This window comes from Curtobacterium sp. PhB130, from assembly GCF_003755165.1.
Lineage (GTDB): Bacteria > Actinomycetota > Actinomycetes > Actinomycetales > Microbacteriaceae > Curtobacterium.
This window is the reverse complement of record NZ_RKII01000009.1, coordinates 157,265-170,444: the sequence shown is the minus strand read 5'-3', so window position 1 is coordinate 170,444 and position 13,180 is coordinate 157,265. Positions and strand designations below refer to the sequence as shown.

The window sequence follows — 13,180 nt, the reverse complement described above, 5'->3', positions numbered from 1 at the left end:
AGCTCGTCGGAGCAGTCGTCATCGGCATCGGCGTCATCGGTGGCGTGTTCACGTGCATGGCCATCGCCGCCATGCTCAAGAGCGGGTCCGAGGAGTACTAGGCCCTAGCTCACGTCCGGTTCCACCGGGACCAGCTGACGACTCAGGACGGTCGCGCGCTCGAAGGGGCCGCGGCCGTCCTTCGTGTACACGGGCTCGTCGAAGGCGACGGTCCACGACAGCGGCTCGCCGACGCCCGGGTAGCCGACGATCTGGTTCCCGCCGGGTCCCACGACGACACCGACCAGGTCACCTGAGCCGTCGGCGTCCACCCACTGCTCGCCGCCGGTCGTGGCGTCGACGACGCGGACGAGCGCCCCGATCCCGAGCGCCCCGGGGGACTCGTCGCCAGCGGGGGTTCGGCGCTTCCGGTTCCACATCACGCCTCGACCGTACGGCACGCCTCGACCGTACGACACGCCTCGGTGAGATCGCACTTCGTGTCGGTGTCGCCCAGCGAAGGCGACAAGAAGTGCGATCTCACCAGTGGCTGGCTGGTGCCCACCCGCCCGTCAGGCTGACGCGCGGACGATCTCCGTCACGGACGAGTGGCCCGTGTCGGGGTGCTTCCGCATCGACAGCAGGCGCTCCATCGAGGGCTCGAGCGCGGTGACCTTGTCGAGCGGTGCACTCACCACGAGCTGGAACCCGAGCCGGAGCCACGCCGTCACGGCACGCCCGGCGAACTCCGAGTCCGCCTTGATGAACGCCTCGTCGAGGAACACCGGCGCGAACCGGGGCCGCGGCCGGGTCTCGTCGCCGAGCTGGTAGCGGAGCGCCGCCCCCACGATGAACGCGACGAGCTCCTGCGTCTCACCGCCGGACTTGTCGCCGAGGGACGAGTACACGCCGAGGTCGTTGCCCGCGGTGTCGTAGCGGACCGCGGTGATCTCCATGTGCCGCCGGACGTCGAGCACGGCGTCGCGCTGCGAGGCCCGCGCGCCACGGGGTGCGGACGGGTCCTGCCGGATGACCGCCATGAACCTCCGGAGCCGGCGGAACCGGGTCTCGAGCACGTCGTCGGTCAGCTCGGTGTCGACCGAGGCCGACAGGGCGCGGAGCTCCCGACGGAACTGCGTGACGTCCTCGCGGGTGACCCGGCGGATCACGATCTTCAGGCGGTCCCGGTTCGCCCCGAACGGCAGGTCCCGGAGGATCTCGTTGACCGGCTCGAGGCGCTCCTCGATCTCGACGACGGCGCGGTCGAAGGCGCCGGCGAGCGGGACGAGGTCCTCGCCGCTCCACTGCGACAGGCGTCGACGCCACTCGCTGCGGCGCGCGTGCAGCCCGGTCGCGACGATCTGGTCGAGGATCGCGCGGTAGTCCGGGTACGAGGCGACGCCGGTGCCGAGGTTCGGGTCGGGCCAGGCGTCCTGGTACCGCTGGAAGGTCATCGTCAACGCGTTCGAGGCCGACGCGGCACCGTCGAGCGCCTGCGACAGGCGTTCTTCGAGCCGCCGCCGGAGCCGGCGGGTGGCGTCGTCGAAGCCGTCGACGCCGTCGGGCGCGCCGACCTCGTCGAAGGTCTCGGCCAGGAGCTGTGCCTGCTGGTCGTCGGGGAGCGACGCGGGGGAGTCGTCGAAGCGCGCCAGGATCTCCGCGGCGGCGTCCTGCCCGTCGACGAGCACGGCGTGCCGTTCCTCGAGCCGCTGCACGGTGAGGCGCGCGGCCGAGCGACGATCCGCGGCCTCGTCGAGGGAGGTGCGGAGCCGCGCGACCGACGCCCGGAGCGTCCGGAGCCCGTCGTCGGCGGCGAGCAGGGCCTCCCGCTCGGTGGAGAGCCGGTCGAGCGACGCCTCGACCCCCGCGACGTCGATGCCCTCCCAGGTGGTGTCGACCAGGTGCTGGTGCGCCGCACGGAGCTCGTCGAGCGCGGCGATGTCCTGCGCGACGTCGGTGCGCCGGGCCTCGAGCGTCGCGAGGTCCTGCGCGATCGCGGCGAGTTCGGTCTCGACGGCGACGACGCGGGCCTCGTTCGTGAACCCGATGACGTTGGCCTGCCGACGGTCCCCGTGGGCACCGCGTCGGCCGTCGCGGAGCTGTCCGGACTCGGTGACCCGTCGGCCCCCGCCACCGAGCTCCGATGCGGAGGACACACAGCGGGCGTCGATCCGGTCCGACTCGATGCGGGAGCGGACCCACGTGCTGAACGGGGAGTCCTTGATCGCGAGCTTGCCGGACACCATCGCCCGGTCGCCGTCGACGTCGAGGTGCGGGCCCGACGGCACGCCCTCGAACTGCACGCGGACCGGGATGCGCAGGGCGTCGATGGCCGCGCTGAAGGAGTCGAGCTGGTCCTGGTCGACCAGGAGCGTGCGGGCGACGGGCGCGAGCACGGACTCGATCGCCGTGCGCCAGCGCTCCTCGCCGGGCAGCACGTCGAGGAGCTCCGCGACGAACGGCAGGTCGGCGGGGTCGAGTCCGGCGGCCTGGGCCATCGCGACGCGGGCCTCGTGCATCGGCAGCGGCATCGCGCCCTGCCGGTGTTCGAGCGACTGCCGCTCCTGGCGGAGGGACCGCTCGCGGTCGAGCAGCGGGTACTCCTCGCGGGTCAGTGCGTCCCGTCGAGCGTCCAGCGAGGAGCGAGCCGCGTCGAACGTCCCGAGGAACTCGTGCGAGGCGCGCTGCGCCGCGACGAACGAGGACTCCGAGGAGACCGTCACGTCGAGCGGAGCGGTCCGCGTGTCGAACGTCGCACGCGCCCGGGCGACCACGTCACGCTCCCGCGTCCGCCGGTCGATCCGGTCCTCGAGCTGCGCCAGCGCGTTGCCGCCGGAGTCCCGGAGCCGGGCCTCGGCCTCACGCAGCTCGATCTCGACGGCGGCGTGCCGGGCGGAGGCCGCCTCCACCTCGGCGCGCCCCGCGGTCCGGGAGCGGCTGTTCCGGGCGACCTCGTCGTCCAGGAGCTCGCGCTTCCGGGTCGCGGTCCAGTGCGCGAAGGGCGACACCTCGGACCCGGTGGCGATCCCGTCGAGCGCCGCGGCGGCCGAGCGGGACCGCTCGATCTCCAGGTGCAGCTCGGTGATGGGGGCGAGGATCCGGACCTTCCGCTCCTCGGTGTCCATCGCCTCGTACGCCTCGTCGAGCGCGGAGAAGTGCGCGAGCGCACGGTCGGCGGCCTCGTAGGTGCCGGGCGTCTCGAGCACGAGCGACTTGTACAGCGAGTCGACCGTCGGCATGTGCTGCCCGGCCTGGATCCGCGCGAGCAGGCGCATCGCCCGGTTCCCGCCACCGGAGTCGCCGATCCCGAGCCGCGTCTGCAGCGTGTACGCGAGCTCCTGGTACGTGTCGCGGATCACGAGCCCCGGGACGCGTCCGGTCAGCTCGAGGTGGCTGAACCGGGACGGCACGAAGTCCTCGAGCCGCCGCAGGTCGAAGTCGTCGTCGACCGTCGCCATGGTCATCTGGATGTCGCCGACGCCGCGCGCCCGCTTCGGCACGATGTACGCGCGGAGCACGGTGAAGCGTCGCTCGTCGTCGTTGAGGAACGTCACCGCCACGGCGCCCCACGTCGCGGTGTCGTCGCCGCGCAGGTTCACGTCCCGCAGGGCGCCGGACTCCGGGTCGCGCCGCGTGTCGATCTTGCCCCGCAGGTACGTCAGCAGGTTGCGCTGGTCGGCGCTCCGCGCACGCCCGGTGGTGGCGTCGTTCGACGCGCCGTTGAACGGCACGTCGGACGGCATCATCACCGCGAGGTACGCGTCCATCAGCGTGGACTTGCCCGTGCCGGACGCGCCGGAGATCAGCGTCGCCGCACCGGACAGCTCGATCTGGCGGTGGCCGTGGAAGCCGCCCCAGTTCACGACCTGCACGGACTGGGCGCGCCACTGCGCAACGGTGTCGAAGAGCGCCGGCATGCCGGCGGTGTCGATCCGGAAGTCGGTCACGCGGACTCCTCCTCGTCGTCGTCATCGGCCTGGAGGCTCGGCTCGGCTCCCTCAGGCGCGTCCACCGGTGCGGTGGTCGCGTTCGACGACGCAGTACTCGCCAACCACGTGTCCAGTTCCAGCAGCCGCTCCAGGGGGAGCAGGACCTCGACGACGCTCGCCACCCGGAAGCGGTCCGGGTCGCTCGTCTTCAGCAGGACCCGCGCGGTGATCAGGCGCTCGATCGCCTTCGCGACCCGGCCCTCGTCGCGGGTGCGGTCGGTCGCGGTGGCCGGTCGGAAGCCAGCCACGTGCCCGAGGATCTCCGACCGGTCGACGACGACCTGGTCGGGGCCCGGCCGGGTGTCGGCGCGGAGCCGCATCCGGAGGTAGACCAGGACGATCGTCTCCTCCCGCGTGTACGGCACGTCGCGGAGCAGCGTCGGGAAGCCGCGGCGCTGGCTCTCGGAGCGGGCCTGGCGCTTCCACGCAACCTCGCGGTCGCGGTCGACGTGCAGTTCCAGGAACAGGTCGTTCAGCCGGGACCGCAGTTGCCCCTCCGCATCGAGGACCGCGCGCCACTCGTCGGCGTGCGTCCGCGCGCTGACGTAGGAGTGCCGGAGCAGCGCGACGAGCGCGCGGCGCTGCGGTTCGTCGAGGCGACCCTCGTCGCCCTCGAAGAGGGCGAAGCTCGACTCGTCGCGCTCGTCCTCCTGCGGGACGGAGGCGGACTCGTCGAAGGGATCGATGCCGTCGAACGCGTCCGTGTCGTCGACGTGGGATGCCGTCGTGTCGGTCACCGGGCCTCCAGGGTGGTGCTGTCGTCGTCTGCCGGACGGTCCTCGGTGAGATCCGCCGTGGGCATGGTGAAGGTGACCGCCGTGCCGTCCGGGCGCACCGTGTGGTGCGGGACGGCGGTGACGGCGGTCTCGAAGTCGGTGTGGCCGGTGAGCAGGTGCGCGAGGCCGAACAGCTCGACCGGGCGACGCTGCTCCGGCGGCAGCGCGTGGAAGGCGCCGACGCTCGTGCCGGCACCGGCGGAGCGCAGCGCCTCGCGGAGCTCGACGAGCAGGGGGCCACCGTGGCGCCGGAGCGACTCGACGTCGATCTCGTCGAAGACGTCGTCGTCGGGTTCCTCGATGGGCGGCGGGACCGCCTCGGTGTCGGGGTCGTAGAAGCGTTCGCGGAGCGTGCCGACCTCGGCGACCGGGGGGAGGAGGCCGAGCGGGATGCGCTCCCGCGCACCGCCGGACTCCATGAGCGCGGCCATCCGGCGGTTCACGCTGCGGAGCACGGCGTCGAGCTCGCGGTCCCGGACGACGTCGTGCGCGACGATCTGGTCGCGGAGCGTGCCGGTGAGCAGGCGGCGCTGCGCGAGGACGTCCTCGATGCCCTGCCGGAGGATCACGACCGTGTTGCGGAACGTGCGGCGCTCGGCGGTGCTGAGCGACTCCGCGAAGGGATGGTCGAGGATCGTCGCGATGTCGTCCCGCAGGCGGAGGAGCAGGGCGTCGTCGCGGAGCAGCTCGAAGGCGCCCTCGAACGCACGGCCCTCCGGCGTGGCCTCCATCAGGGTATCCGTCCGCGCGAGGTAGTCGTCGAGGATCTCGCCGATCGGACGGACCTCGTTCCGGAAGTCCTCCACGATCTCGCGGTGCATCTTCGCCACCGCTTCCTCGACGCGCTTGAAGTCGCTCGGGAGCTGGCGGATCAGGTCCGTGATGTTCGTGTAGCCGTCGCGCATCCGGTCGTCGTCCACCGCGGTGGGCTCGTCCCCACTGGCGAGACGACCACGCTCGGCCTGCAGCTCGGCGATCTGTGCGTCGAGCCGGCGGATCTGCACGTCCGGGTCCGGCTCGGCGCGGGCGGCCCAGCGGTGCACGGCGTCGACGATCATCGCCAGGCGGCTCTCGCTGATGAGCGCCCGGTCCGAGGAGAGGGCGTCCACGAGGCTCAGCGCTTCGAGGGCGTGGCTCGTGAGGGAGTACTGCTCGTCGCCGTCGGGGGAGTTCGAGCGGACGAGCCACTGCGCGGCGACCCATTCGCGGCAGAGCGTGCGGCCGGTCGGCCTGGTGTCGGGCTCGTCCTGTTCCTGTTCCTGTTGCTGCTGCTGCGTGTGCTGCTGCTGCTGCTGCTGCGTGTGTGCCTGCAGCCGGGCGACGTGCTCCTCGACCTGCAGGTGCATCCGGTCGGCGGGGACGTACTGCACGTCGCGGTCGAACACCGTGCGGAAGACGGCGAGCACGACCGCGCTCGTGGGGCGGGACATGAGGCGGAGCGTCGGGCGGTCGAGCACCGCGCGGACGCGGGAGTACTCGAGGTCGACGTCGGTCATGCTGCCCTTGCTGATCGGGTGGGTCGGGGGATGCAAAGAGCCCGACGCGATTGCGCCGGGCTCTTTGTGCACTGCAGGTGTTGTTGCAGTGGGTGGTTCTTCAGGCCCTGAATGGGCACGTGGGCGATACCAGACTCGAACTGATGACCTCTTCGGTGTGAACGAAGCGCGCTACCAACTGCGCCAATCGCCCCCTGCACTTGCGTGCGGATCGATAGTAGCGGATGTCGGCGGTGGTGCCGAACCGCGTGTCGCTCCCGCGCGCGTCGTGCTGCCCGGCGTGCTGCTGCGCCTGCGGTTCCGCAGTGTGCGAGCTTCCGTACACCGTGGGGCCCCGCGTGCCTCGCACCCTGTCCGGAACCTCGCACACTGGGCACCGCGAGCCGCCGGCGAGCCGCCCGCGAGCCGCCGGATCCGCATGAACTCGGGGGACACGCCCGGTGGACGGGGAGGATTTTGGAGAAACCGCTCGGAGTCGGATACAGTTTACGAGTCGCCGCGAGAGCGGGTCACGACATGCGGATGTGGCGCAGTGGTAGCGCATCACCTTGCCAAGGTGAGGGTCGCGAGTTCGAATCTCGTCATCCGCTCGAGTGCTGGTTCCCTCGGGAACCGGCTTCTCACCAGAGGGTATCCCACCGTTCGGGTACTCACGGAGACGTGAACCTCGATGGTGGGGTGGCCGAGAGGCTAGGCAGCGGCCTGCAAAGCCGTCCACGCGGGTTCGAATCCCGTCCCCACCTCAAGTTCCTGCAGTGACCTCGGTCAACGCAGCGACTCTCTGGGCGATTGGCGCAGCGGTAGCGCGCTTCCCTGACACGGAAGAGGTCACTGGTTCGATCCCAGTATCGCCCACCACGAAACCCCCGACAGGACTCCGGTCCGGTCGGGGGTTTTCTCGTTCCCGCTGCAGTTCAGCAGCAGTCGCCACCGTCAGAGGTCGACGGGGAAGGTGATCAGCAGCACCGCGCCGACGACGGTCCCCGCGATCGCGGTCAGCAGCAACACGTCCCGGAGCCGATCGTTGAGCTCGCGTTGCGACATCGCGGTGAGGAAGAGCACCAGGGCGAAGAGGACCGTGAGGATGGAGTAGTTGTCCGCGCGCTGGTTCATCTGCAGCGCGACGTCGAACCGCTGGTCCGCGCGGTGGCTCAGCGCCGCAGCGTGCGCGCTCCCCTCGGGGACGTAGGACTTCTCCGCGAACGGCCCGGTGTCAGCGCGTCCGTCCGCCTGCCACGCGTCGAAGGCGGTGCGGAGTTCCGGCGTGAAGCGTTCCTCGACGTAGTTGCGCAGGGTCGTGTCGCCATCGGCGTCGGCGAGCACCCACTGCACCCAGATCGTGAGGTCCCACTGGCGGGCGTCCCGAGCCTCGGAGGACGCGTCCGCCGCTTGGACACGCGCACTCGACGCCTGGCTGAAGGCGATCGACATCTCGCCGCTCCACTTCGACGCCTGGAAGCCGCACCACGCGGTCAGGACAGCGGTGACCGACAGGATGATGACGGTGACGAGCTCGCGGCTCCCGCGCCACCGATCGCGCTTGCTGACGGACTCGGTCACCGTTCGCTCCTCTCTGCGCGTCGGACCGGTCAGTCCTCGCGCCCGCCCTCGTCCGTGATCCGACGCGTCACGCGTTCGCCGGTCACCGGGTCGACCGTCACCGTGTACGTCGACTCCACCCGGCGCCGTCGGACGCGGCTGACGATCCCGAGGACGAGCACCAGGAACCCGGCGACGAGGAGGATGTAGCCGATCAGGTTGATGTCGACGCGCGCGAGCTGGAAGTCCAGCGCGAACGCCATGATCGCGCCGACGACCATGAGGAAGATCCCGCCACCGATGCTCATGCTGGCTCCTGTGCTCGTCGTGGTCATCTGCGTCAGTCCACGGAACGGCACCCGCCGACCGCCCGCATCGCCCGGGCCGGGTGAGTTCGTCCGGTGTCGAGCGTCACCCTGGTCGGGTGGTGTCGTCGCCGGCAGGGTGCGGTAGACCGGGCGGCACGCAGAACGGAGCCGCCATGACCGATCTCCTCGTCATCACGTTCCACGACGACGCCCGGGCGTCTGCCGCGTACGAGGACCTGCGATCCCAGGAGCAACTCGACCTCGGAGGCATCGCGCTCGTGCACGTCGACGAGTCGGGACGGATGCACGTCGAGACGCCGGGTCGCGGGGCGGTGCGGGGTGCGCAGGCGGCCACGAGCGCGGTGTTCGGTGCGCTGATCGGTCTGGTCTTCTTCGTCCCCGTGATCGGACTCGTCATCGGTGGAGCGGTCGGCGCGCTGTTCGCCGGGCTCGACCGCACCGGGGTGGACGCCGCGTTCCGTCGGCGTGTGCAGGACGAGGTGCATCCCGGCACGAGTGCGGTGGTCGTCTACGGAGACGCCGGGCCCGGAGGCGACGTGATGGACGCCGTCGAGCGCCACGGCGGCACGGTCCTGCGCACGACCCTGTCAGACGCAGACGAGCGAGGGATCGCGCACGATCGCTCGCACCGGGACTGATCGGCCCGCGGCGACGTCAGGGCCGGTAATCGTCGCGCGGCGGGCGCTGCTGCATCGGCGCAGGCCCGTTGCTCGTCGTGCCGTTCGCGCCGAGCGCGCCCAGCACGCCCGCCAGCACCTGGATGCACAGCAGTGCGGTTCGTCCAGCCCACCTCAGGATCCCCATGCCCCGACGATAGCCGTCGCTGTGTCAGGTCGTGGGGACCGGGCGGGTGCGCACCGGGGCGAGCTCCGCCGTGAGGACGGTCGCGACGATCGCCCCCGCCGCGATGATCGCCGCCAGCACGACGATCTGGAAGCGCCCGGCCTCGAGCGGTGAGACACCGCCGAAGATCGCACCGACGAACGCGCCCGGCAGCGTGACGAGCCCGGTCGTCCTGGTCTGGTCGGTCGCCGGGACCATCGCGGCGTGCACCGCGCGGCGGACCAGGTCGGCGGTCGACTGCCGCGGTGTGGCACCGAGCGCGAGCCACCCCTCGACCTCCTCCCACCGGTCGTCGGCGAGTTCGACGAAGCGTCGTCCGGAGAGCGTCGCGGTCGTCATCGCGTTGCCGATCACGATCCCGCCCACGGCGAGCACGTAGCGCGGGGTGAACGCGATGGCGCCGGTGACGAACACGACGCCGAGCGCGACGACGATGCCGGCCGCCATCGCGAGGACGACGGGCAGGAACCGTGTCCGCAGGGTGCCGAGACGTCGAGCGGCCGTGGTCGTCGCGACGCCGAACATCACCAGGAGCGCCACCACGATCCAGAACGGGTCGCGGATCACTCCCGTCAGGACGAGGCTGATCGCGGCGAGCTGGAGTGTGCCGCGGAGCACGGCGAGTGCTGGTGCCCACGGCGCGGGCGCGCGGGTGACGAGCAGCACCGCGGTCGCCACGGCGACGAGGACGAGCACGCCGAGGAGGGTCCACACGACGGTGCTCGGCTCGATCACCCCTCGAGCCTGCCACGACGGGGGCACTCAGCGCTGGTGGCTCCGGGCTCGGCGGCGTGCGAGGAGGCCGATCATCCCGAGGACGAGCAGGACCACGGTGGCGGCGAACGGCACGGCCAGCGACACCCCGGTCCAGGCGAGCCCGCCGAACTGGTCTGCCGTCGCGGAGCCGACCAGCCCGACCGGGCCGCCCTGGTCGATCGTCGTCGCGGACGGGGCGGCTCCGCCGCTGCCGGTGTCGGAACCACCGTCGTCACCCGTGCCGTTGCCGCCGGAGGGTGTCGGCGTGGTCCCCGCGACGGTCCAGGCGCCGCCCGCGTCGTTGTCGGTGGGGGAGGCCGCCGGGTCCGTCTCGAGGGTGGGGACGACGAGCGGGCTGGTGCGTTCGACGACCTCGTCATCGTGTCCGTCGCCGTCGAGGTCGCGCACCGGTGCCGGAGCGACGTAGGCAACCACACGGAGGTCTGCCGGCGCGTGCTCCGTCACACGGACGGTGACGGTGACGGGCGGCGCGTCTTCACCCGCGGCGAGCGGGTCCTCGGCGGTCGCCGTCGTCCCGTCGAAGCGGTACCCGTCGCCGGTCATCGACACCAGCGTCACTCCGTCCGGGAGCAGCTGCGTCACGGTCCACCCGGACGGTGCTGCACCGGGGCCGTCGTCGTGGGAGGTGAGCCTCCACGACACGGTGTCCCCGGCGTGCAGCGGGACGTCGGTCGGGGTGATCGCGCTCTGGGTCAGCGCGAGGTCGATGCAGTTCTCCGGGTACAGCACCGGGGCCACCGCCAGTTCGTACACCGTGGCCCCGCCGCCGTCGTACGAGAGCGCGTCGTCGAGGTACCCCGTCGCCCGGCACGGCGACCCCCAGTCGTTCGGGTCGCCGTGGTCGCGGGCATCCACTGCCACGGGGCCCGTCACGTCCGTCGGTGCCACCGTCCGTGCCGCGGCGCCGAAAGCGGCGACGTCGGCACTGTCCGCGCCGACCACGGCGTTCGGGAACGTCCGGATCGCGACGGAGTCGGCGGGGAAGGTGTTGCCGACGACGAGGACCGGGTCCTGCAGCGTCCGGCGCTCGGCGCTGTCGCTGCCGGCCGGCGACCCCACACGGATCCAGGTGCCGGACCCGCTGAACCGGTTGTCGTGGACCTCGATCCCGGAGGACGAGTACGAGCCGGGATCGGCACCGTCCTCGTACGTCGGCACCACGACGACCGCCGTCGCGTCGGCGCTGGTCTGCGTCACGGTGTTGCCGCTGATGACGACGTCGTGCGCCGGCGCGGCGGTGATGACCGCCGGCTGGCCAGTCACGACGTTGTCCGTGAACCGGACGTCGCGCGTCCCGGCCGAGAGGTTCACGCCACCGCGGTTGTCGGTCATCGTGCTGTCGTGGATGACGACATCGTGGCTGATGCCGTCGGCGGGGACGGTGACGACGATGTTCCCCACGGCTCCGTTGTCACGGAAGACGCTGGTGCCGATGTCCAGGTCGGCGCTGCTCCGCGCGTAGACGCCGTACTCGGAGACGTTCGCGACGGTGACGTCGGTGACGTCCGAGCCGACGGTGGACGAGTAGAACACGCCGTAGGAGCCGCCGTCGATGCTCGCGTGGGAGACGTTCACGCGCTCGGAGCCGTAGGCGCGGAGGATCGCCGCGCCACTCGTCGGCGTGAGCCCCGGCTTCCCCGTCACGGCGACGGTGCTGACCGTCACGTCGCTGGACTCGTGGGTGATCACCCCGGCGCCGGCGATCTCGGCCACGACGTCGGTGATCCGGGTGTCCGTCACACCGAGGAGGGTGACGGCGTTGGAGGCGTTCGGAGCGCCGTCGACGGTCAACCGCTCGATGGTGATGCCGGTCCGGTCGCTGTCGGCGTCGATCTGCGAGGTGGTGCCCACGCCGTAGAGCATCCCGGTGACGTCGGCATCGCTGACGGTGACCCGGCCGGCGTTCTGGGTGTTGATCCCGGTGCCCGGAGCCGACGCTGTGATGGTCGCGTCGGTGATCCTCGCACCCTGCGTCGACCCGAGCGTGACGCCGGTCGTGACGTTCCTGATCGTCGGCGTGACGATCCGCGGACCCGTCCCGGTGTCGCCGACGTTCGTGAACACGCCGTACGCGAACGAGTCGATGGTCGGCCGGGTGATCGTGACCCCCGTTGCGAGGTAGAGGTTGATGCCGGTCGACGCCGCGGCCGCGGTCCCGGTCACGTCGGCGCCCGTGATCGCCGCGCGACCGGTGCTCCCGAGCGAGATGCCCTCCCGGCTCACCGCACTGATGGTCGGGTCGGTGATGGTCGGGCCGGCGGCGGTGCTGGTGTTGGCCGTCCCGATGCCGCGTGCGAACGAGGAGACCCGCACATCGCTGACGACGGACGCGCTCGCGTTCTGCAGGTCGATGCCGGTGCCGAGTGCGCCGGGACCGGTGACCGTCGTGCCGGCGACCTCCGGGGCCGTCGCCGTTCCGAGCGCGATGCCGGTGGTCGCTGCCGTGATCGTCCCGCCGCGCACGGCGATGCCGGACGCGGTCGACGTCGACGTCACGCCGACTCCGGTGGCGACGCCGGAGATGGTGGGGTCGGTCACGGTCGCGGACCCCGTGGTCAGGTTGACGCCGAAGGCCGAGGCCTGGCCGCCGCCGTCCATGGTGAAGTCCGCGATCGTCACGCCCGTCACGCCGGCGCCGAGCTGCACACCGGTCGGGCGGAGCACGCGGTTCGGGTTGCTCACCCGCAGGTCCGCGAGGGCGACACCGCTCCCGGTGACGGAGAACACGGGCGTCGCAGACACCCCGAAGCGGACCGTACTCGCGGCGGTCAGCCCGCCGGCGCTCACCGTGAACCGAGCGAACAGCGTCGAGTCCGCGGCGGACGCGAGCGTGACGGGGCGCTGCACGGTGAGCGCGGTGGTGAAGGCGTAGTCGTTCGGATCGAACGACACCGTGCCGCCTGCGGGCGCGGCGTTCAGCGCTGCCTGCAGCGTCGACAGCGTGCTCTCCGACCGCTGCGCCGGGGTCCCGACCCACGCCATCGGCACCGTGTTCGCGTTCGGGACCAGCGCCTGCGTCGTCGGCGGGGCGGCCGCCTGGACCGCAACCGAGCGCGGCGGATCCGGTGCCGATGAGCGTGTCGGTGTCGGGGCCGACGGCGGCGTCGGAGTCGGTGTCGGTGTCGGTGGCGACGTGGGTGTCGACGTCGGATCGGGCGAAGGCACCGGAGAGGGTGTCGCCGTCGGCGCAGCGGCTGGCGTCGCCGACGGCGAGGAAGTCGCCGTCGGTAGCGGTGTCGGTGTCGGTGTCGGTGGCGCGACGGCGCCCACCGGCATCTCCTCGGCAGCAGCCGACGGCCCCGCGGCGGTCATCCCCATCGCGACAGCGACCCCGAGGGCCGCAGCCAGTGCCGTGAACGAGCGCGCCCTCGTGCGGATCCCCATGGGGCACTCTCTCCGCACCGCGACGCCGCTGTCCATCGCCCGTGTCGGGTGAAACGCGCCGCGCCGCG

Annotated in this window: 11 protein-coding genes and 4 tRNA genes; 5 read left to right on the top strand and 10 right to left on the bottom strand. The window is 71.8% G+C overall.

The genetic code is table 11. From position 1 onward, the window contains the following. Positions 1-104 precede the first annotated feature (104 nt). The 5 genes from EDF24_RS14245 to EDF24_RS14215 all read right to left on the bottom strand — a co-directional run bounded on the left by EDF24_RS14245 (position 105) and on the right by EDF24_RS14215 (position 6,433). On the bottom strand, positions 105-440 hold the full coding sequence (locus tag EDF24_RS14245; RefSeq protein WP_123653360.1) for a hypothetical protein: 336 nt from the start codon (positions 438-440) through the stop codon (positions 105-107). Positions 441-551: 111 nt separating this feature from the next. Further along, entirely contained in the window at positions 552-3,926 is a 3,375-nt protein-coding gene (locus EDF24_RS19265; protein ID WP_165931539.1) for an ATP-binding protein, read from the bottom strand. Beyond that, the gene (locus EDF24_RS14225; protein WP_123703704.1) at positions 3,923-4,705 is read right to left on the bottom strand and encodes a DUF4194 domain-containing protein; all 783 of its coding nucleotides are present in this window, start codon (positions 4,703-4,705) and stop codon (positions 3,923-3,925) included. The genes EDF24_RS19265 and EDF24_RS14225 overlap by 4 nt, the downstream gene beginning before the upstream one ends. Further along, the gene (locus EDF24_RS14220) at positions 4,702-6,240 is read right to left on the bottom strand and encodes a DUF3375 family protein (RefSeq protein WP_123703702.1); all 1,539 of its coding nucleotides are present in this window, start codon (positions 6,238-6,240) and stop codon (positions 4,702-4,704) included. The genes EDF24_RS14225 and EDF24_RS14220 overlap by 4 nt, the downstream gene beginning before the upstream one ends. A gap of 120 nt (positions 6,241-6,360) precedes the next feature. Further along, positions 6,361-6,433, bottom strand: a tRNA-Val gene (locus tag EDF24_RS14215). A 325-nt stretch (positions 6,434-6,758) separates the two neighbouring features. Between EDF24_RS14215 and EDF24_RS14210 the strand changes: the two genes are divergently transcribed. The 3 genes from EDF24_RS14210 (at position 6,759) to EDF24_RS14200 (ending at position 7,098) form a co-directional block, all read left to right on the top strand. Further along, positions 6,759-6,830, top strand: a tRNA-Gly gene (locus EDF24_RS14210). Positions 6,831-6,912: 82 nt separating this feature from the next. Continuing rightward, positions 6,913-6,983, top strand: a tRNA-Cys gene (locus EDF24_RS14205). A gap of 40 nt (positions 6,984-7,023) precedes the next feature. Then, positions 7,024-7,098 (top strand) — tRNA-Val (locus tag EDF24_RS14200). 75 nt (positions 7,099-7,173) lie between these two features. Here EDF24_RS14200 and EDF24_RS14195 read toward each other — a convergent pair. Both EDF24_RS14195 and EDF24_RS14190 read right to left on the bottom strand, forming a co-directional pair. Next, a complete protein-coding gene (locus EDF24_RS14195) occupies positions 7,174-7,800 on the bottom strand; it encodes a hypothetical protein (RefSeq protein ID WP_123653366.1) in 627 nt (208 codons plus the stop codon). A 29-nt stretch (positions 7,801-7,829) separates the two neighbouring features. Continuing rightward, the gene (locus EDF24_RS14190; protein ID WP_243698394.1) at positions 7,830-8,114 is read right to left on the bottom strand and encodes a DUF6458 family protein; all 285 of its coding nucleotides are present in this window, start codon (positions 8,112-8,114) and stop codon (positions 7,830-7,832) included. Positions 8,115-8,260: 146 nt separating this feature from the next. On the opposite strand from EDF24_RS14190, the gene EDF24_RS14185 reads away from it, so the two are divergent. Then, complete coding sequence (locus EDF24_RS14185) at positions 8,261-8,746, top strand: DUF1269 domain-containing protein (RefSeq protein WP_123703700.1); 486 nt, start codon at positions 8,261-8,263, stop codon at positions 8,744-8,746. Positions 8,747-8,762: 16 nt separating this feature from the next. Here EDF24_RS14185 and EDF24_RS19260 read toward each other — a convergent pair whose 3' ends face one another. From EDF24_RS19260 to EDF24_RS14175, 3 genes are read right to left on the bottom strand one after another with little or no spacing between them, the layout of a single operon-like run. Further along, on the bottom strand, positions 8,763-8,912 hold the full coding sequence (locus tag EDF24_RS19260) for a hypothetical protein (RefSeq protein WP_185021675.1): 150 nt from the start codon (positions 8,910-8,912) through the stop codon (positions 8,763-8,765). A 24-nt stretch (positions 8,913-8,936) separates the two neighbouring features. Then, positions 8,937-9,686, bottom strand: coding sequence for an ABC transporter permease (locus EDF24_RS14180; protein ID WP_123703698.1), 750 nt, complete (start codon positions 9,684-9,686; stop codon positions 8,937-8,939). A gap of 27 nt (positions 9,687-9,713) precedes the next feature. Beyond that, a complete protein-coding gene (locus EDF24_RS14175) occupies positions 9,714-12,710 on the bottom strand; it encodes a right-handed parallel beta-helix repeat-containing protein (RefSeq protein ID WP_148070902.1) in 2,997 nt (998 codons plus the stop codon). Here EDF24_RS14175 and EDF24_RS14170 point away from each other — a divergent pair. Beyond that, complete coding sequence (locus EDF24_RS14170; protein WP_148070901.1) at positions 12,670-13,164, top strand: hypothetical protein; 495 nt, start codon at positions 12,670-12,672, stop codon at positions 13,162-13,164. The two genes, EDF24_RS14175 and EDF24_RS14170, sit on opposite strands and share 41 nt — an antisense overlap. The last annotated feature ends 16 nt before the right edge of the window (positions 13,165-13,180 follow it).